At 36.9% G+C, this 20,605-nt stretch carries 19 protein-coding genes; 3 read left to right on the plus strand and 16 right to left on the minus strand.

Features of this window, described 5'->3' with window-relative positions:
- Positions 1-122 precede the first annotated feature (122 nt).
- The 5 genes from C245_RS0105495 to C245_RS0105515 form a co-directional block, all read right to left on the minus strand.
- A complete protein-coding gene (locus C245_RS0105495) occupies positions 123-572 on the minus strand; it encodes a hypothetical protein (protein ID WP_017495578.1) in 450 nt (149 codons plus the stop codon).
- Between the two features lie 460 nt (positions 573-1,032).
- A complete protein-coding gene (locus tag C245_RS0105500) occupies positions 1,033-2,451 on the minus strand; it encodes a TolC family protein (RefSeq protein ID WP_026109892.1) in 1,419 nt (472 codons plus the stop codon).
- A gap of 130 nt (positions 2,452-2,581) precedes the next feature.
- Entirely contained in the window at positions 2,582-5,749 is a 3,168-nt protein-coding gene (locus C245_RS0105505) for an efflux RND transporter permease subunit (protein WP_017495580.1), read from the minus strand.
- Between the two features lie 11 nt (positions 5,750-5,760).
- Complete coding sequence (locus tag C245_RS0105510) at positions 5,761-6,981, minus strand: efflux RND transporter periplasmic adaptor subunit (RefSeq protein ID WP_017495581.1); 1,221 nt, start codon at positions 6,979-6,981, stop codon at positions 5,761-5,763.
- A gap of 295 nt (positions 6,982-7,276) precedes the next feature.
- Positions 7,277-7,870, minus strand: coding sequence for a TetR/AcrR family transcriptional regulator (locus C245_RS0105515; RefSeq protein WP_017495582.1), 594 nt, complete (start codon positions 7,868-7,870; stop codon positions 7,277-7,279).
- 434 nt (positions 7,871-8,304) lie between these two features.
- On the opposite strand from C245_RS0105515, the gene C245_RS0105520 reads away from it, so the two are divergent.
- Together C245_RS0105520 and C245_RS0105525 are read left to right on the plus strand one after the other, a co-directional pair.
- Entirely contained in the window at positions 8,305-8,484 is a 180-nt protein-coding gene (locus tag C245_RS0105520) for a type II toxin-antitoxin system HicA family toxin (protein ID WP_017495583.1), read from the plus strand.
- Positions 8,485-8,508: 24 nt separating this feature from the next.
- Entirely contained in the window at positions 8,509-8,904 is a 396-nt protein-coding gene (locus C245_RS0105525; RefSeq protein WP_017495584.1) for a hypothetical protein, read from the plus strand.
- Positions 8,905-9,093: 189 nt separating this feature from the next.
- Here C245_RS0105525 and C245_RS23925 read toward each other — a convergent pair whose 3' ends face one another.
- The 6 genes from C245_RS23925 to C245_RS0105555 form a co-directional block, all read right to left on the minus strand.
- Complete coding sequence (locus tag C245_RS23925) at positions 9,094-10,017, minus strand: bifunctional helix-turn-helix transcriptional regulator/GNAT family N-acetyltransferase (RefSeq protein ID WP_017495585.1); 924 nt, start codon at positions 10,015-10,017, stop codon at positions 9,094-9,096.
- Between the two features lie 213 nt (positions 10,018-10,230).
- Positions 10,231-10,575 (minus strand): cupin domain-containing protein, encoded by a 345-nt coding sequence (locus C245_RS0105535; protein WP_017495586.1) that lies wholly within the window; start codon positions 10,573-10,575, stop codon positions 10,231-10,233.
- An 11-nt stretch (positions 10,576-10,586) separates the two neighbouring features.
- The gene (locus C245_RS0105540) at positions 10,587-11,018 is read right to left on the minus strand and encodes a MauE/DoxX family redox-associated membrane protein (RefSeq protein ID WP_017495587.1); all 432 of its coding nucleotides are present in this window, start codon (positions 11,016-11,018) and stop codon (positions 10,587-10,589) included.
- A 127-nt stretch (positions 11,019-11,145) separates the two neighbouring features.
- Positions 11,146-11,940 carry an AraC family transcriptional regulator gene (locus C245_RS0105545; RefSeq protein WP_017495588.1) on the minus strand — a complete coding sequence of 265 codons (795 nt, stop codon included), beginning with the start codon at positions 11,938-11,940 and terminating at the stop codon, positions 11,146-11,148.
- Between the two features lie 300 nt (positions 11,941-12,240).
- Positions 12,241-12,738 carry an SRPBCC domain-containing protein gene (locus C245_RS0105550; protein ID WP_017495589.1) on the minus strand — a complete coding sequence of 166 codons (498 nt, stop codon included), beginning with the start codon at positions 12,736-12,738 and terminating at the stop codon, positions 12,241-12,243.
- The gene (locus C245_RS0105555) at positions 12,735-13,055 is read right to left on the minus strand and encodes a helix-turn-helix transcriptional regulator (protein WP_017495590.1); all 321 of its coding nucleotides are present in this window, start codon (positions 13,053-13,055) and stop codon (positions 12,735-12,737) included. Before C245_RS0105555 ends, C245_RS0105550 begins: the two co-directional genes overlap by 4 nt.
- 582 nt (positions 13,056-13,637) lie before the next feature.
- Between C245_RS0105555 and C245_RS0105560 the strand changes: the two genes are divergently transcribed.
- Complete coding sequence (locus tag C245_RS0105560) at positions 13,638-13,871, plus strand: hypothetical protein (protein WP_017495591.1); 234 nt, start codon at positions 13,638-13,640, stop codon at positions 13,869-13,871.
- Positions 13,872-13,979: 108 nt separating this feature from the next.
- Here the strand turns inward: C245_RS0105560 and C245_RS0105565 are convergent, their stop codons facing one another.
- The 5 genes from C245_RS0105565 to C245_RS0105585 form a co-directional block, all read right to left on the minus strand.
- Entirely contained in the window at positions 13,980-14,399 is a 420-nt protein-coding gene (locus tag C245_RS0105565; protein ID WP_017495592.1) for a DUF4359 domain-containing protein, read from the minus strand.
- 77 nt (positions 14,400-14,476) lie between these two features.
- On the minus strand, positions 14,477-14,644 hold the full coding sequence (locus tag C245_RS24210) for a hypothetical protein (protein ID WP_017495593.1): 168 nt from the start codon (positions 14,642-14,644) through the stop codon (positions 14,477-14,479).
- 310 nt (positions 14,645-14,954) lie between these two features.
- Positions 14,955-15,860: a hypothetical protein gene (locus C245_RS23600; protein ID WP_017495594.1), complete on the minus strand. Its 906-nt coding sequence runs from the start codon at positions 15,858-15,860 to the stop codon at positions 14,955-14,957.
- Between the two features lie 261 nt (positions 15,861-16,121).
- Positions 16,122-17,207 carry an efflux RND transporter periplasmic adaptor subunit gene (locus C245_RS0105580; RefSeq protein WP_017495595.1) on the minus strand — a complete coding sequence of 362 codons (1,086 nt, stop codon included), beginning with the start codon at positions 17,205-17,207 and terminating at the stop codon, positions 16,122-16,124.
- A gap of 101 nt (positions 17,208-17,308) precedes the next feature.
- Positions 17,309-20,599, minus strand: coding sequence for an efflux RND transporter permease subunit (locus C245_RS0105585; protein WP_017495596.1), 3,291 nt, complete (start codon positions 20,597-20,599; stop codon positions 17,309-17,311).
- Positions 20,600-20,605 lie beyond the last annotated feature (6 nt).

Here is a 20,605-nt window from a genome sequence, read left to right on the forward strand (position 1 = left end):
TGTCACTTTGAGGAATGAGGAACAGCCATTATGAAAAAAAACGCTAAAAAACGTAAAAGTTAATTAGCGGTTTAATTTGGGGATTTTCTACCGTTTTGATGTAAATTTCTTTATTTCAGAGTTTAATCGGCGTAGTGATAAATACTTTTTTTAATCGTGTCCTTTATTTTTTCAAGTGTTACTTCAGTCACACCGCCTTCATAATTCATACTAATAAGGACTTTATCTTTGATGATTTCGTAATCAATTGAAATCAATCCGTTTTTATTTACGGGTACAGATTTACTTTCGTTTGGAATTGCACTTAAATAGTATTCGGATTCTTCAACCTCTTTATTTTTGATAATATTTTGATAGACCTGGGCAAGATCTGTGCCTTTTAAGATACATTCTCTTCCGGAACCCATTTCTACTTCAACATCCTTACAATCTTCTTTTTTCTCTGCCTCTTTTTTTACAGCAGGGCTTGTTTTTACTGGTTCTTTTACCGCTTTTACTTCTTTTTCTGAATTGTTTTCTTTGCAGTTTGTAAATAGTAATGCTAAAATTGCAATGCATGCGATTCTTTTCATGGGATTTAATGTATTGATTAAGAGGATTGTTTTATTTCGTACTAATATTCGATGAGATATTCATTGCTTGGAGCCATTTTTTGAAGGCTTGACAATATCAAAAGTAAGAAATATTGTGATTATAGGATACGCGGATGACGCGGATTCGCTTCGCGAAGAAACGGATTGACACTTTTTTTTATTCTCGCCATTTTTTATGCGTAATCTTGTCATCCTGACGAAGGAAGGATCATACAAGTAACTCCATACAGAATGTCGTTAATCTTTGTCGAAGCCCACGTGTGATTTGCTTCGCCTATTCGTTATCGCTCGAGTCTCTCTTCGGTTGAAATTACAAAAATGAGAATAAAAAAAACGTGTCAATCCGCGGATCCGCCTCATCCGCGTGCCATAAAAAAACGCCATGAAACTATAAGTCTCACAGCGTTCTCCTCTCAAAAAAATAAATAATTAACGGGTATTATTTCCAACCACCACCTAAAGCACGATACAACTCGGTATTGGCAGATAGCTGCTCTCTTTTTATGTTGGCGAGTTCTAGTTCACTTTGTAACAAATTAGATTGCGCAGTAAGTACTTCAAGATATTCCGCCATACCATTTTTGAATAACAAATTGGCATTTTTTATGGCTTGCTGCAGCGTTTTTACACGTTGTTGCAAAAAGGATTCCTGTTGCTGCAATTTCTCTACTTTTACCAAAGCATCTGATACTTCACTAACCGCTACTAAAACAGATTGTCTGAAATTCAGAACCGCTTTTTCCCTTTCGGCAACGGCGATATGGTATTGTGTTTTTACTTTTTTATTGTTCAGTAAAGGCTGTGTCAATCCTCCTGCAAGAGTTCCGAACAAAGAAGCCGGAATGTTGAACCAATTGCTGGCTTCGAAGGAGTTTACACCACCCTGAGCAGTTATTCTGAGTGCCGGATACAAATTGGCTTTTGTGATTCCTACGCTGGCATTTGCAGCTTTAAGAGCAAGTTCGGCGCTTTTTACATCCGGTCTGCGGCTTACTAACGAAGACGGAATCCCAATGGCGGTATTGTTTTTAACTTCTAAAGCACTCAAACGAATACTTCTTTGTTTGGAATCCGGAAAAGATCCTGTTAAAACACTCAAAGCATTTTCCTGAATCGCAATGTTTTGTTCCAATAAAGGAATCAATTGCGCGGCGTTTAATTTTTGTGCTTCCGATTGTTGAATCGCCAATGAAGTGACCTGACCGGCATCGTATTTTAATTTGATAATAGTGGTGGTACTATCATTTAATTTTAGATTTTGTCGGGCAATATCCAACTGTGCGTCCAACATTAAAAGATTGTAATATCCCTTAGAAACATTAGCAACAATGGTAGTTTGCAAAGCTTTTTTAACTTCTTCAGACTGCAGATAACCAGCAAAAGCTTCTTTTTTCTGGTTCTTTATTTTCCCCCAGATATCGGCTTCCCATGAAAGTGTCGCTCCGGCTGTGAAGTCATTAATATGATTCTGACCCAATGCCTGACCTAAATTCTTTCCGGTAAAACTATTATCTGACGGATTGCTGGTGCTTGCCGCTACCGATAAATTGACCTCAGGGACATTTCCCCATTTGGACTGTGTGAATCTGTAATGTGCAATCTCGATGTTTTTAGTAGCAATTTGCAGGTCGTTGTTTCGGGCAACCGCGCTGTCTATTAACTGAATAACATCTTTTTCGGTAAAGAAATTTTTCCACTCCGTATCGCCAATACTGGTCGTATCTTTTGAAACCGATGCACTCCTGAAATTTTCAGGAAATGCATCTTTTGGAGTTTCAATATCCTTCGAAACCTTACAGGATATTACTGTGGTGATCAAAATAGCGATCATCACAATTTTGGTTATATGATTTTTCATTTTAGGTGTTGTCATTAAATTTCTGTACAAGTATCTTTTCTGCTTTCAAGATCCCTTGAAATTTTATAAGAGATGTATCCGATGCCAATGATAATGGCTACGAGTACGGTTGTGATATAGTTTTCCATTTTTATTTTTCTTCGTTATGAATTACGGCTACCGGTTTTCCGGAAACCTTTTCTTGCAAATATTGGAAGATGATGAATAATACCGGGATGATAAACAATCCTAGAATTACCCCTGAAATCATACCTCCTGCGGCACCAATACTAATCGAATGGTTACCTTGTGCTGATGGTCCTTTGGCACTCATCATTGGAATTAATCCGACAACAAAAGCAAGTGATGTCATGATAATTGGTCGTAAACGCAGTTTTGCCGCATCGATTGAGGCCATCACCAATGCCTGACCGGATTTTCTTTTCTGAACCGCAAACTCCACAATCAGAATGGCATTTTTAGCGAGCAGTCCAATTAACATTACCAGAGCAACCTGTACATAAATGTTGTTTTGAATTCCGGTGAAACCAATAGCCACAAATACTCCAAAAATACCTGCAGGGATAGAAAAGATTACCGCCAAAGGCAAAATGTAACTTTCATACTGTGCAGCAAGTAAGAAATAGATGAATATCAAACACAGTAAGAATATCGTTGCGGATTGCCCTCCTGAAGAAATCTCTTCACGGGTTTGTCCCGAAAATTCAAAACTATAACCTGCAGGTAAATGTTGTGCAGCAACTTCTTCTATGGCTTTAATGGCATCCCCCGAACTAAATCCAGGTTTCGGAATGGCATTTATCGAAATCGAATTAAACAAATTATATCTGGAGGCCGTTTCAGAACCATAAATACGGCTTAGTTTCACCAAAGTATTTATTGGAACCATTTCTCCGGTTTTGTTTTTTACAAAAACACGGTCAATAGAAGATGGATCAGCTCTGTCGGCAATATCGGCCTGAACAACTACTCTGTAATATTTACCAAATCGGTTAAAGTCAGAAGCTTGTGCGCTACCAAAATAAGTCTGCATCGTTTGTAAAATGTCTTTTACATTTACACCCAGCTGATTGGCTTTTTCGTCATTAATATCCAGTTGCAACTGCGGATAATCGGCTTTGAAACTTGTAAATGCCATTGCAATCTCCGGACGTTTCATCAATTCTCCGATAAAGCTTTGAGAAACACCGCTAAACTTATCCAGTTTACCTCCGGTTTTATCCTGTAGCACTAAATCTAAAGCTTCAACGTTACTAAATCCGGGAACAGTTGGGAAACTAAAGACGAAGAAACTTCCGCCGCTAATAGTTCCTAATTTCCCTTGTACATCGGCCATTATTTCGTCGATTCCTTTTATTTTTCCACGCTCTTCATCCGGTTTAAGCAAGACAAAAATAACGGCTGCTGATGGACTTGTAGAATTCGTTAATAAATTGAATCCTGAGATCGCTGTTACAAATCGTGATGATTCGTCGGCTCTTAGTAAATTTTCTGCCTGAGTCATTACTTTTTGTGTTCCGTCAAGAGAGGTTCCTGAAGGAGTATTTACCGCAATCGCAATAAATCCCTGATCTTCTGTTGGAATAAATCCTGTTGGAGTCGTTTTTACTAACAGAATGGTTGCTGCTGTAATTAAGGCCAGACCTCCTAAGCTTAACCATTTGCGGCGAATTAAAAATTTAATTCCGCCCACGTAGCGATTCGTCAAAGATTCGAAGCTGCTGTTGAATGCTGTAAAGAATTTTTCTTTAAATCCTTTTTTAACATAAACGTCATTTTCGTTTCCTTGTGCACCGTGATTGTCTTTCAGGAACAATGCAGCAAGCGCCGGGCTTAAAGTCAACGCATTTACAGCCGAAATTACAATTGCAATCGCCATCGTAAAAGCAAACTGACGATAGAAAACTCCCGTAGAGCCTTCCATAAAACCAACCGGCAGGAATACAGCAGCCATTACCAGCGTAATCGAGATAATAGCACCCGTTATTTCGTGCATTGCTTCATGTGTGGCTACTTTTGGAGACAAATGTTTGTGCTCCATTTTGGCATGCACAGCTTCGACGACTACAATCGCATCATCTACCACAATACCAATCGCCAGAATTAAAGCGAAAAGTGTTAGAAGATTGATCGAAAATCCGAATAACTGCATGAAGAAGAACGTTCCTAAAATTGCTACAGGTACAGCAATAGCCGGGATTAATGTTGATCTAAAATCTTGCAGGAATATAAATACTACAATGAATACTAATATAAATGCTTCGATTAAAGTATGTTCTACCTGTTCTATCGATTGATCCAGTGATACTTTGGTACTATAGAAAATATTTTGTTTGATCCCTTTTGGAAAATCTTTCGATGCTTTTTCCATCAGTTTGTTAATCGCGATCTGAATATCATTGGAGTTAGAACCTGCCAATTGAATAATACCGATTACAACTCCTTTTTTACCATTTAAACGCGTTAAACTGTTGTACGAATAAGCACCAAGTTCAACTCGGGCAACGTCTTTTAAGCGAAGAACCGAACCATCTGCATTAGAGCGAATAGCAATATTTTCATATTCTTCCGGTTTGGTTAGTTTTCCTTTGTATTTGATTACGTATTCGAAAACTTCTGTACTTCTTTCTCCAAATTTACCCGGAGCAGCTTCCAAACTTTTGTCCTGAATAGCACTCATGATTTCGTTTGGCGTCACTTTGTAAGTTGACATTTGTGTCGGATTCAGCCAAACACGCATCGAGTAATCTTTTACACCTCCAAAAATACTGGCCGATCCTACTCCCGGAATACGTTTGATTTCAGGAATAATATTGATTTGGGCATAATTGGCCACAAACGTCTGATCGTATTTCGATTCATCCTCGGTGTACATACCGATGGCCATAATGAAACTGTTTTGTTGTTTCGCAGTGATTACCCCTTGTTGTACCACTTCGGCAGGCAATTGACTGGTCGCCTGAGCCACCCTGTTTTGTACGTTTACGGCTGCCTGATCGGCATCGGTACCTAATTTAAAGAAAACAGTAATGGCTAACGATCCGTCGTTACTGGCGGTAGAGCTCATGTAAGTCATGTTTTCCACCCCGTTGATGGATTCTTCTAAAGAGGGTGCTACCGATCGTAAAACCGTTTCGGCATTAGCTCCCGGATAAACCGCCGTTACCAAAACCGATGGTGGTGCAATATCAGGAAACTGTTGTAAAGGCAATTTCGTAAGTCCAAGTACCCCCAGAATCACCAATAAAATGGAGATTACGGTTGCCAGTACAGGTCTTTGTATAAATATTTTGAACATTTGCGTGTAAATTATTTTTTAGTGATTACTTGGGCAACTTTTGTAGCCGGTTTTTCAGGCTGAATGACCTGACCATCCTGAAGTTTATCGATACCGCTTAATACAATCTGATCACCTGATTTGATACCATCTTTAATCAAATAGTTTGTACCGCTTTTACCAATAACCGTGATCGGCATTTTGTTGACCTTATTTTCTTTATTAACGGTGAAAACAAAAACTTTGTCCTGCATTTCAACAGTAGCCGATTGTGGTACCAAAAGAGCATCGTCATGGTGAAGCCCTAAACGAATTTTTCCGGTGTTTCCTGAGCGTAAAGCTCCGCCAGCATTAGGAAAAGTAGCTCTTAACGTAATAGCTCCGGTGGTTTTATCAAACTGACCGTCTACCATATCGATTTTTCCGGTTTGAGGATACGCATTATTATCGGCTAAAATTAAAGTTACAGGAGGCAACTTTTTGATTTTATCGCCTAGGCTGCTGCCGGCATATTGTGCTTTAAAGTTGATAAAATCGGTTTCTCCCAATGAGAAATAAGCAAAAACTTCATGCACATCAGATAAGTTGGTTAAAGGTTCAACATCCGTTGCCGAAACTAAACTTCCTTGTTTTTTAGGTAATCTTCCAATGTAGCCGCTTACAGGAGCTGTAACATTAGTATATCCAAGATTAATTCTGGCCGATCCTACCATTGCTTTGGCCTGTTCGATATTGGCAGCAGCAATTTTTTGAGAAGCTTTAGCCGTTTTTAACTGATAATCTGAAACTACTTTGTTTTGAACTAATGGAGTTAATTTATCTACTTCCAATTGCGCGTTGATTAAAGCCGCTTCAGCAGCGTGCAAATTAGCTAGCGCATTGTTTAATTGTTCACGGAATGGACGTTCGTTTATTTTGAATAAAGTCTGACCTTTATTGACATAAGCTCCTTCGTCTACAAAAACTCTTTCCAGATTTCCGCTTACCTGAGGACGAATTTCAACATCAACAGTACCTTGTATAGAGGCAGGATATTCGGCATCGGTAGTAGTGTTTTCGCTTGTAATAGCAGCGACAGGTAATAATGGTGCAGCAGGAGCTGCCGGGGCTTGCGATTTATCTGCACAACTGCTTAGTACGAGTGCCAGAATAAAACTGGTTATGATAACATTTTTCATTTTATTATTGGTTTTAAATTGTTGAACATTCTTTTGGATTAATTGATGTGGTATTCTGGCATTCCGGGAATTCATATTTAATTATATTAAATTATCTAACGTTGTTAAGCTTATAAGCCTGAATTTCTATATAATGAGCCTCCAAATCCTATTCACAAACTAGTATTAAATTATTTATCACTGTTAAGTGAAATGAGAAAAAAAGGTTTCTAAATTACTCTATTAAATTATTTATCACTGTTAAGTAAAATGAGAAAAAAGGATTCTAAATTACTCTATTAAATTATTTATCACTGTTAAGTAACAAGGCAAAGGTATTTTTTAATCGGCTATTAAATCATTTATCACTGTTAAGTAAAAATGAAATTTTTTATTGTATTGATTTTATGATACCACCAATCGCATCTTTTAGGATTTGAGCGTTAATGGTTTCCAGGATGTCACTTTTGTTAATGATATTAATGGCGATCAGACCATGAATAACAGAAAAGAAAGTAAAATATTTTTGTTTGATAATATCTTCACTTGGATTACTGTCCTTCATAACTTCAGCAATTACCGAGGTAAACAATTTGTAAGGTGCTTCCTGAGCCGAACATCGTTGTGCACAGCAGGTCATTTGAACACCAAACATTAATTGGTACATTTCAGTATTACTAAAAGCGAAATCCCAGTAGGTCATCCACATGGCTTCTAACTGATCTTCGGGTTTTTCAAACTTATCTTTTGCAGTTTGCAACTCTTTGGCCAGTTTCAAAAAACCTTTACCGGTTAGTTCTTCAAGTATCGCTTCTTTATTCGAAAAGTATTCGTAGATAATTGGAGCAGTATACTCAATTCTGTCGGCAATTTTACGCATACTCAAACCATTCCAGCCTTCTTCTTTTACGATATCATAAGCAGCCCCAAGAATGTTATTTCTGGTCTCTTCTTTTTGTCTTAAAATTCGATCTTTACTAGCCATTTTATTTGAGTATTAAATTGTTTAACACCGTTAGGCAAATGTAGGACGGTTTTTCTGATTATGAAATAATTTTATCATAATATTTTCTTATCGTGTCATAGGTAATCAATAAAAACCTCGTGAAGCCTTTATTTTATTGGATATTTTGAAGTGTAGTTTTTTTTAGAAGCAGAACATTTTGGCACTTTTAAAACCATTTGTCCTGCTTTTCGCTAAATCTTTTTCTGTTCTCGTTAAAGAAACGAGACCAGAAAAAGGATATCGCTGCAATCAGGGCTAGACAGAAGGCTATTATTGTTATAAGATTAATGGAGTTTCTAATAACTTTATAAAGTAAGTTTTTTCTTGTTTTTGTTAATGATTTTTTTATCTTCGTTTTGAAATAAAATAATTATTAAGATAGTAATTATGCTATCTTTGTAAAATCGTATCAGATGAAATCGAGAGAATTTATTAGAGAAGCCATTAGGAATGGATGGAAGTTCTTGAGACAGGGTAAAGGAAGTCATGAGATTTATGAGAAAGATGGTAAGCAGGTGGTTATTCCAAATCACGGGTCAAAAGAAATTGGAAAAGGACTGGAACAGAAATTAAGAAAAGAAATGGGACTCTAACTTTCTTTAAAATTTTGAAAAACTATGAAAACAATTAGAATTATTATCGAAAGAAACGAAGATGGTTTTTGGGGATATGCAGAAAATGAAAAAGCAATTGTTGGCGGTGGTAATACAGTTCAGGAGTGTAAGCAGGATGTATTAGACTGTATATCGACTTTAAAAGATTTGGACATCAATAACCGACCATCTTTTCTTGAAAAGGAGTATGAATTAGTTTATAAATTTGACACTGCCAGTTTACTGAATTATTACAAAGGAATTTTTACAAATTCAGCTCTAGAAAGAATTACAGGTATAAATCAAAAACAGATTCAGCATTATGCGTCCGGTCATCGAAATCCAAGATTAGCGCAACGAATCAAAATAGAAACGGCACTCCATAATTTAGGAAAAGAGCTTTTGGCTGTAGAATTATAAGCCCCATATTATTTCGTTTTTGGAAAAGAAAAAGAAAGATTACTTTTTAAACCTGCATTTCGCTCGTGAGTATGATTTAAAATTTGCCATTTTTTTATTCACGAGCGGCAGCTGTAGAGATTTTTAGAAAAGAAAGACAGAGTTGTAAAACTATTAATAAGGACTCGTTGTCATTTCACATCTCACATCTCACTTTTTCACATAATCCATTTCGACATGCTCGATTCCTGCATCCAGGAAAAAATTATCGGTTTGTTTAAATCCGTTTTTGATGTAAAAACGACTTGCATTGACTTGTGCGTACAAATAGATCTTCTCTTCATCTTTTAAATCAGCTAAGATTTTTTGCAGAATCGCCTCTCCAATTCGTTTCCCGCGATAAGTATTCAAGACGGCAATTCTTTCAATTTTAAAACCCTTTTCCATTTGGCGGTAGCGAGCCGCTCCGGCCGGCAAGCCATTAACGGTGGCGAGATAATGAACAGCCTCTTCGTCGTCCATAGATTCGCGTTCCTGCGATACATTTTGTTCTTCAACAAATACTTGACGACGAATAGCAAAAGCAATTTCTATTAGTTTGCTGTCCTCAATCTTTTCAACTTTTACAGTATTTCCTGTTGATTTTTGAGCAGTGTCGCTCTTCATTTCTTTAATTGTGGTCATTCGGTCAAAAAGATTTTTAGTTTTTAAATTCTGGGTTACTTCCTGTATGGCTTTAAACAAATTATTTTCGGTATCAGTGAGTTCAATCAACGCTTCGGTCATGATTTGCCATAAAGGCTGCAATTGATCGATCATCTCGTTGGCTTTGTCAGTCAAGGTAATCAGGCGTTTCCTTTCGTCTTTGGCATCTTTCGTTGAACCAATCAGTTCCTTTTTCTCCAACTCTTTCAGTAACGAAATAGTAGTAGGATGGGAGTAGCCAATTTCCTGTGAGAGTTCGACAACACTAATGGCTTTTTTCTGCGAAAGCACATACACCACAGGAAACCATTTAGGTTCAAAATCGATGTTCTGACTTTTGTAGAATAACTGCGCTTCTTTCCTCAGGTTCTCATTCAAACGCTGCAAAAGATTCCCCAATACCAATGACTTTGATTGCTCTAATACCATAAAAAAATAATTTTAGTTCAAATTTACGTAGTTAACTACATATATTCAAAAAGCTAAAGTAAATTTTAAGATTTATTTATCTTTTTTGACTTTTGTTATTGGCTAAAAGAAATTTGCAGGACCGAATTAAAATCTGATCCTGCAAGTAGTTTTTTTTAGGTAAGATGTGAAAATGTGAAATGTGAAATGTGAAATGTGAGATGTGAGATGTGTTTATTTAAGTATTACAACTTCCTCAGGCACCTTAAATAGTAACACACAACCGGTTTTAGAAAATACAGAGTGACTGCTTCCCGGTGGCATGTACATATAATCGCCAGTTTTTAGTTCGTCTTTCCCGGAGCGGACTTCGCCTTCAAGAACATAAATTTCTTCTCCGGCAGGATGAACATGATTAGGATACGAAGCACCCGCTTCAAATTTTAGTAAAAAAACAGTGGGTCTGTTTGTAGCGGGATCAAAGTATAAGGATTTGGCGGAAATGCCATCCGTTTTTACACCTTCTTCAATTAGAACTTTCCAGTCTTTTTCGCTGCTTCTTGTGATTTGTTTTTCCATTATAGTAATTTTTAGTTTATTTTATTTTTCGAAAGGATTTCATCTAAACTCCAGTGGTATTTTTCTACAGTTGACAAAAGAAAAGCTGCCATAGAAAAGGTAAATACAGAATAATCTAAAGGCTCTTTTGCTCCAAAAGAATAAGTCATGGCAAGTGCGAAGCCAAAAGTTAAAATGGCAGCGCCAGCAGCCGCAAATTTCGTTTGGTAGCCAATGAGCAGGAGTAGAGCAAATAATGTTTCCAAAATAGTCGATGCAATAGCAATAGTTGGAATCCAGTTTTTAGGAAGAAAAGAATTTACTTGTTCCGTATAAGCCAGAAAGTTTTCCCAACCCGAAGATTGCGTTCCCCACAATCCTAACCGACTTGAAACGGCGGATAAAAAACCTGCTGCTAAGGCAACCCGCAAAAGTAAAACGGCATATTTCTGATTTTTTTTCATCTTTTTGATTGCTTAATTATTACAATACAAAGATGCGGAAGGCAGTGTTGCTAAAGAATAGAGAATCCTCGAAAAAGCATGTAATCAATTGATAAAGCAAACGTTAAAAACGATGAATTGGGTGAAATTATGAATGTGCAGTATTTTCTTTATAGGCTTTTGGGGAAGTGTTGGTGTGTTTTTTGAAGAAATTAGAAAAATAAAAAGGATCATTAAACCCTAAAGCATAAGCGACTTCTTTTACCGATAGTTTCTCATAGGTAAAAAGACGTTTGGCTTCAGAGATGATTAAACCGAAAATAACATTTTGAGCCGTTTTATTGGTATGCAGTTTCGAAAGTTCGTTTAGTTTCGATTCTGTAGTACCGATCAGTGCTGCTATTTCGTTTACAGAAAGGTTTTTGTCGAAGTTTTGTAAAATCGTTTCCAGAAAGTGAAGAAACAGCGCATCGGGTTTGTAGATTTCATCCCCGCGATTAATTTTAGTTCGGTTGATTTCGATCAATATCAATTCAATTCGGCTGTGAATAGAGGTGAGGTATTGATAGGGCATTTGTAGTAATTCTTTGCCTATCGTTTCTAATTCCTGAATAACAAACGGGCTATTGTCTACCACAATCATTTCATTCATGGCAAAGTGACAAAACAGTCCGTTATGGAAAATCAATTCCATATCCGTGTCATCTTTACAGAAAAAATTATAGGTAAATTCTAAAACAAATCCCGTCGCATTCCCGATGTTTTTAAAATAATGAATCTGACCGGAAGTAATGGTAATAACAGCATTTTGGGTTAAGGTAAATTCATTTTCATCTACAGAGATAACAGTTGAACCCGAAGTGCAATACACAAGTACATATTTTAAAACGCGTCTGGGCTGTTCTAAATCTGTCGCCTGATCAAATGTTTTTATCGAAACCATATTGAGGATAGTGTTGAATCAAAAGTAAGATTTATTTCATAAAGTTGATCAAAGAGGGTATACAGATTTGTTCTGTTATTACATTTTGGGGTACTGTGTGTGAATTTCTGTTCTGTGTAGTTGGAACGCACAAAGCACACGGATGATACTGATTCGCTTTGCGAAAACGCGGATCAACACAGATTTTTTTATATTATTAGGTAGAAGTTAATTGATGTCTTCAAAATATTGCTACCATAAAAATCCGCGTAGATCCGCGTTTTCGTGAAACGAATCCGCGCAATCAGCGTTTCTTTATTATTATTCTGATAAAGTTTTTAGTAATTGTTCCAGGTTGTCGATACTCATTTTAAAGCCTTGTTCGAAGCCCATTTCAATCATTTTTTCCAGACGTTCCAGCGATTCATTGAAAATGGTGATACTCACTTTGGTAATGCCGTTTTGCTCACTAAAGCTATGATCCCAATTGGAGCCCGGCAGTTCGCGGTTTTCATTTTGGTCGGCAAAAGTATTGAACATCTTAAAATTCGTCTTTGGCGTAATCGAAGTGTATTCCTGAACCGCCCAGCGTTCGAATCCTTCGGGACTTACCATGGCATAGAATCTGCGTCCGCCAACTTCAAACGTCATGTGTTTGGTTTTAGACGACCACGGTTTTGGAGCTACCCATTGATCCAGAAGTTCCGGTTTAGTAAAAGCATCCCAAACCAGCGGAAGTTCTGCATTAAATTCTCTGTTTATGATTACCGTTTTGGTGGCTTTATCTACGGTAAAATCAAATTGCAAATCGTTTTTCATTTGTTCTGTTTTTTAAGCGTTAATAATAGTTCGTCAAGCTGATTGAATTTGGTTTCCCAGATTTCCCTGAATTGGACTAACCATTGATCAATCTCTTTCATTTTTTCAATTTCAAGCGAATAGTAAATTTCCCGGCCTTGCTGTTCCTGTTTAAGTAAATCGCATTCTACCAGTATGCGAAGGTGTTTTGAAACCGATTGTCGGGAGGCGTTGAAGTTCTCTGCGATGGCATTTGGTGTCATTGCCTGTACAGCGATCAGCGTTAGAATTGACCTTCTTGTTGGGTCGGCTATGGCTTGGAAAATGTCGCGTCTCATACTATTCTGATTTTAATTAAGAAACCAATTGGTTGCAAATATACGCGCAACTATTCGGTTTCGCAATTTTCGAGTGAATTATTTTTGAGAAATTTTAAAGAAATGGTTTTTTAAGTGGCAGAATGGTAGTGTTTTAGGTGGTTGTTTTAATGTTTCAAGTTTCAGGTTTCCGAAATGACAACATTGCGAAAAAATTCCGTAGGAATGAAATATTTATAGATTCCAGTGGAGCGACATGTGCTAAATAAAATTTCGCCCCGCTGGGGCTCTTTTGAAATGGGGTGATTTTTTTTATAAATATTTCGTCCCGTTGGGACTTCATAAGAAATTGATGCAATTTTTTTTCAGGACGTGGCAAATGACAAAAATGCGATAAATGCTCGCTGAAATATAGATTTCTTATATTTGATAAATGAATGTAATTTATTGAAAGAAAAATCTTTCTTTATGAAAAGTTTTCTCTACATTTACGCTTCCTAAAATCTACGACATTAAATAAGCTGTTTTGTACTTAATCAAGTAAGTATTTAACAGTCTTAATTATTAAATACTTAAAATGTCGAATTATAGAATTTTTGGATTATGAAAACAAACACCCTTTCTAAAGAAGCCGAAACAAGGCTTAATGATTTTTTTAATCACACCATCGATCCTACCGAAATGGCAAAGGCCATAAGACAAGCCAATCACATACTTGCTTTAGGAGTGATCAGAGAACATGAAATTCTTGAAAAAGAAAGAACCAGTCTGGAAAACAGCTTTTACTGGCTCAATGAACTGGCTGAGATATTGAATCCTTATTTGTGTGAGGAGTAAGGTTTATAAAATGGAAAAACCTCGATTTTTTTAGGATCGAGGTTTGTTCCTAGAGATATATTGTATCCATTAGTTTGCGCAAACGAATTACAAATCCGCGCTATCGGTTCATTCTGTAGCCATTGAGTCTACACTGACAGCTATCGTATCAACTGTTTCTGTGGTATTTCCATAGTTGTTTATTTCATTGTTATCAAACGCTTTATTTACTTTTTCAGAGAGAAAAACATTTCCGAATAGACCATATCCAATGCTTTTGCTTTTGCCTTGCCATGTAATTGTAGTAATTGAAAATAGTATATAATTGTCTCGAGTTACAGAATTCTCAATTAACTTTTCTGCCAACGAACTTCCAAGTAAAATTCCTAATTTTTCCATATTGGACCCATTTCCTGAGATAGAATTCTGAACAACTTGATTTATTACTGATTTTACAGCTTGTTTATGTTCTTCACTACTTGGGTTAGTTAAAACTGCTACCAAAATGATAGTAGCAAAAGCTATAAGTATTATATTCAATTTTTTCATAATATTATTATTCAATTTTCATTTTTCAATTAATAAGACTTCCATTTCTGGAAGTCTTAAAAACAAACAATAAGCTGTTAAGCATATCGGATTAACTTCCATGTTACAGCTTTGTTGTTGTAAGGAGGAAATTGATTACCTTTAGCTAAAGGTATAGTTGTTGATGGAGATGATTGTGCCTCCCACACTCCTGATTCGGGACATGTTTCACCGGTTTTGCCAGTTGTTCCTAATGGTAATGCCATAATTTAAATAATTAAGGTTAATAATTAGTAAACTTAAAACCAATCATTATCTAATTATTACGGAAAACCTTTTTTTAGTTATTTTATAAGATAATTTAATTTTTAGTTAGATTAGTTGCCGGTTTTGCGTTCAACTGAGGTGCTCGTGTTAGCCATAAGCAAGCAGGGGTTAAAGTTTATAAATGTAAAGGCCTCGATTTTTTTATGACCGAGGTTTTATATTTGTAATTCTATTATATGTTTCAAAGTGCTAATGTGAGAGGAGAATTGCTGAAAAAGAATCAATTTATTTACTCATTTTAGTACGGTTTTAAAGATCCTTAATTTCTCTATATTTCTCAAATTTTCCATCATCATATTCAATATTAAATTCCAATTCATTGTTTATTTTCATATAACTTTTTTCAAAAGTATCTGGATCTAAAATAGGATTTCTAAATGTTTCATATTTTAAAATAGGTCTTCCCATTATTGTTATTTGATGGGATTGCTTGTTTGGCCAATAAATTCCGTATGGCATTGAATTTAGATGTTTATAAACTTTTATTAATTGTGGAGTTCCACCAATTGCCCAATCATCATCATTTCTTATCATGTCTATTAGAACTTCGAGTGGTTCCATGTCAAAAAAATCTCCTGCAATTTTTCCTTTTTGTTGCATCTTTAAAAAAATATAATGACGGATCAAATTATCACTTAATTTTTGACCATTAAATTCCTTGTTTTTTGCAGTATCAGAAAGTACTACGAGTTGATTTCGCATTAATGTTGGACATACTATAGCTACGTATTCATTTGTATTAGCTTTATATTCAAGTCTCCACATCTTAAAACAACTGTATTTCCATGAATAGCCAGCAAAGAGATATCTGGTTTCGGGTAATTCCGGAACAAACTTTTTATTTGGTTGAATACTATCATGTAAATACTCTCTCATATTTGAAATTATTCTAGCAATATGACCTTTTAAATCAGTTATGTCTATTGCACGTGTATTTAATTTTGGATGGAAATTAATTGCATTTGAAACTTGTTCCATCATCGGATACGCATAAGCTGTATCACCAGCAAAAGCTAATACGGAATCTTTTCTTTCTAATGTTTTAATTTTTGGACAGCAATCCCATGCTTTTCCAGAAGTGACCCTGCTATCTGAAGCAATACAAAGTTCTTCGGTTGTTCCAACCTTTCTTATCCAAGCAATTACTAATGTCATTAATTATAATTCAGATTTAATTTAAAATTAGAAAGGAAAATGAGATTTAGTTGAAATTTAGCTGTATCTATTATTTTTTTTCTCATTATTGTTTCTCAAAAATATCAATTTACGAATCTAAACAACCACGTATTTTTACCTGATTTATAAAAAAAACAGCTCCCAAATTCATGAGAGCTGTTCTAAAGCAAATTTTTAATTTTACATTCCTACAGCATGCGTACAGTTTTTAATAAACTGCTATAGAACGCGAAACTCGGTCTATTCATTAATAACATCCCCATCCTTAGTTTCTTCACTGGCGATTTTTACCAGTTTATCTTTTAGGTTTAAATCTCCGAAAACTTCCACTTTGTCGTCGATTTCTCTTCCTTTTTTAACGTCAACGCGGGTGGCTTTGTGGTTCAGGACTTTGATGACAAACAAACCTTCGGCTGAATTTACCAATGCCGATTTCGGAATGACGAAGGTACTGTCTTTGGCGTTAAGCGGTAATAATACTTCGGCTACCATTCCGGGTAATAGATTGGTTTGGGTGTTGTGAACGTCCATTTCGACTCTTTCAGAACGCAGTTTTAAATCTAAAGCACCGGACATTCTGGTAATTTTAGCGGTAAAAGTATTCGGAAGCGATTTTACATTAAAACTCATTTCGTCGCCATTGTGTAAATATCCGGTGTACAATTCCGGTACCGAAACGGCCAAACGCAATTTGTCCTGTTGCTGAATGGTCAACAAAGGCAAATCGGAACCTTTTCCTGCAGGACCAACGAAGGTTCCTAAATTGACATTTCTGGCGGCTACCACTCCGTCAAACGGAGCACGGATTTCTAAGTACCCTCTCATAATCGAGATTTCTTTGTGTGCCGCGATGGCTGCCTGATATTGTGCGTAGTCTGAGTTTTTCTTTCCGCTGGCCATTTCTAAGTCGTTTTTAGAAATGGTTCCTTCAACTTTGCTCGTTTCGTACAAACGGTTGTACGTGCTTTTGCTGGTGGCGTATATGGCTTCCATCGATTTTAATCTCGATTCGGCAGCAGCCAATTGTGAACTGATCTCCGGTGCTTCAAGTACAATCAAAAGCTGTCCTTTTTTTACTTTCGAACCAATATCTACTTTCAGCAATTTTACAAAACTGCTTACTTTGGCATACAAATCTACTTGTTGAAAACCGGTTAATTCTGCCGGTAAGCGCAATTCTGTAGTCAGTTTTTCTTTGGCCAAAAGGAAAGTTTCAACTTTAGGTTCGATTTCCGCTTTAGGCGCTTCTTCTTTTTTCTTTTCACAGCTTAGTACAACTAAAGCTGTAAATAGTATCGCTGTAGATTTTATAATGTTATTTTTCATTTTTTGGTTTTATATATGTTTTTATAAGTATTCAGAAAGTATAAAAGTTTATCGAAGTGTTTTCGCGACGATTGTAACTTTCGACTTTATGACTTTCGGCTTTATGACTTTCCAACTTTGGACTTACTTAAGGATGAGATATAATGGATACTTTCTTCATCTTCAGGATCTAAAGAAACTGATTGTGTCGATGTTTTTTCCTGTGCCCATGCAAATATCTGCGGAAGGATCAACAATACGGCAAAAGTAGAAAATAACAATCCGCCGATAACCGCTCTTCCTAACGGAGAAACCTGATCGCCTCCTTCGCCGTGACCAATCGCCATAGGTAACATTCCCGCAATCATCGCAACAGAAGTCATGATAATCGGTCGAAGACGTAATGCAGCGGCTTCCCTCGCAGATTCTAAGGCATTACCGTTTATTTTTCGAAGCTGTTCGGCATTGGTCACCAATAAAACAGCATTGGCAATAGAAACTCCGACAGACATGATGATTCCCATATAAGATTGTAAATTAAGCGTTGAACCTGTAAAGGTCAGCATTAATAAAGCGCCTAAAACAACCGCCGGAACTGTGGTTAAGATCACCAGCGAAACTTTGAACGACTGAAAATTAGCGGCCAACATTAAGAAGATTACAAAAACGGCAACCAATAATCCGGTCTGTAAACTGCTTAATGTCTCGCTCAATACCGTGCTTAGTCCAATTGGAGTAATAAATAAACCACGAGGCAATTCGCCTAATGAACTAATGGTCGATGCAACATCTTTTGTGGCCGTCCCCAAATCGGTCTGGTTGATGTTGGCCGTAACGGTAATGTATGGCATGGCCCCTAAATTGTCATTTTCACCACTTACAAAGCCGGGTGTAATTTTGGCAACGTCACTTAAAACCGGACGAAGCGAGTTTTTCAATACCGGAATTTCTCCAATATCAGTTTTGCTTTTCATTTTATTCAACGGAACCTGAACCTGTACAGAATAGGATAATCCTGCTTTTTCGTCGACCCAGTTGTTTTTTTCGGTATAACGTGACGATGAAGTCGATGCGATAAGAGAACGTGAAATATCATTCATATCAACACCCAATTCGGCTGCACGTGTTCTGTCAATATTAATGTTCATAGCCGGATAGTGTATTGGCTGACCAATTTGTACGTCTCTGAAATAAGAGATCGCGTTTAATTTGTTTACAATCTGAGTGGCATATAATTCATTTCGTTTTTTGTCTTTTCCGGCAATTCGAATTTCAATTGGAGTAGGAGACCCCTGACTCAATACTTTATCGGTCAATTCGATAGGTTCAAAAGAAAGTTTAGTGTCCGGTAAAACTTTTTTCAGTCTTGCTCGTAACTCATCTTTAAACTCATCCATATCGACATGATACTCTTTTAAACTTACCTGAAACACAGCTTCATGAGAACCCGCCATAAAAAGATAAATGGGATTGATCGAGAACAGGGAAGGGTGTTGCCCCACATAAACAGAAGAAATTCCGATATGCTCTTTGCCCACCATTTTTTCCAATTCTTTCAGCACAATTCGGGCTTGTTCTTCGGTTCTTTCCAATCGCGTTCCGTCAACAGCACGCATTCTTAATTGAAACTGACTTGAGTTTGTTTTTGGAAAAACATCTTTTCCGATAAAACCAATTAAAACAATAGCCAAAACAGTCGCTGAAACTAAATAAACAACGGTCGTTATTTTTTTGTGCACAAACAATCGGTCTAAAGTTCGCATGAAACGAATTCTGAAACGCTCAAAAGGACTTATTTTTCCGTTATTATTAGTGTCTTCTCTTTCTACATAATTTTTTTTCTGAGTGATCAGATTTTGTTCAGACTCGGGAGTTAAACCGCAGTCATTAAATTCGGCTTCGTCGTCGGTAATTTCAGGACCATGTGGATGTTTTTCGTGTCCTTTCATCATCCAGTTCGCCATTACCGGCACAAAGGTTTGAGACAATAAAAACGAAATGACCATAGAGAAACCAATTGCTAAAGCCAAAGGAAGAAACAAGGCTCCGGGAATACCCACCATGGTAAATGCCGGCGCAAATACAGCTAGTATACACAGTAAGATCAATAATTTAGGCAAAGCAATTTCCTGACAGGCATCCCAAATGGCGAGTGCCTTGGGTTTTCCCATGTCGAGATGCTGGTGAATGTTTTCGATGGTTACCGTACTTTCGTCTACCAGAATTCCAATAGCAAGCGCTAATCCGCTCAAAGACATTAAGTTGATTGTTTGTCCGAATAATTTCAAGAATAAAACTCCGGAGATAATCGAAATTGGAATGGTCATAATTACGATTAGAGCAGCACGACGGTCGCCCAGGAAGAGCATTACCATTAATCCCGTTAAAACTGCACCGATAATTCCTTCGGTAATCAAACTTTTAACGGAGTTGATTACATAAACCGACTGGTCAAATTCGTAGGATAAATTAACATCTTCGGGAAGTGTACTCTGAATTTTAGGAAGTTCTTTTTTTAATTTCTGAACCACATCCCAGGTCGAAGCATCTCCCGCTTTAGCAATACTGATATATACCGAACGTTTTCCGTTTACCAAAGCGTAACCCGCTGTAATATCGGCACCGTCTTTTACGCTCGCTACATCGCCTAATTTTAAGTTTTGAACACCGCCTTTGAATAACGGAATCTGCTCAAAATCTTTAACTTCTTTAATAGTATTATTGGTAGGCGTAATATAATTTTTGTCGCCCATTCTCACATTTCCGGAGGGAGCTGTCTGATTGTTTAAACGAATGGCCTCGACAATTTGATCGGGTGTCATATTGTGCGAACGCAATAAATCCGGATCTACGTTAACCTCAATAGTTCTTGGGCTTCCGCCAAAAGGAGCCGGAGACAATAAACCGGGAATCGAAGTAAAAGAAGCACGAACATAAACGTTGGCTAAATCCTGTAATTCGTTGTTGGATCTGATTTTTGAACTCAAAACCAACTGTCCGATTGGCAATGATGAAGCATCAAAACGTATGATAAAAGGAGGTTGTGTTCCCGGAGGAAAAACCGCCTGGATTCTGTTGGACAGTGCACTCAATTCGGCAGCTGCCTGTGCCATATTGGTTCCTTCATAATAGGTTAATTTCATAATCATTAACCCCTGAATATTTTTGGTTTCTACCGATTTGATACCATTCGAAAAAGGTAAAACGTTTACGTAGTTTTTGGCAAAATAAGCCTCCATCTGGTCGGGTGTGTAACCTCCAAACGGATGCGCAATATAGATAACCGGCAAATTCATTTTCGGTAAAATATCAACCTTAATGTCTCTGATGGCACCAATTCCGAAGAAAAAGAGACCCGCAACCAATACAAGAATGGAGATGGGCTTGCGGAGTGCAAAACGTATTAAATTCATTGGGCT

This window comes from Flavobacterium sp. WG21 (assembly GCF_000335775.1).
Lineage (GTDB): Bacteria > Bacteroidota > Bacteroidia > Flavobacteriales > Flavobacteriaceae > Flavobacterium > Flavobacterium tructae.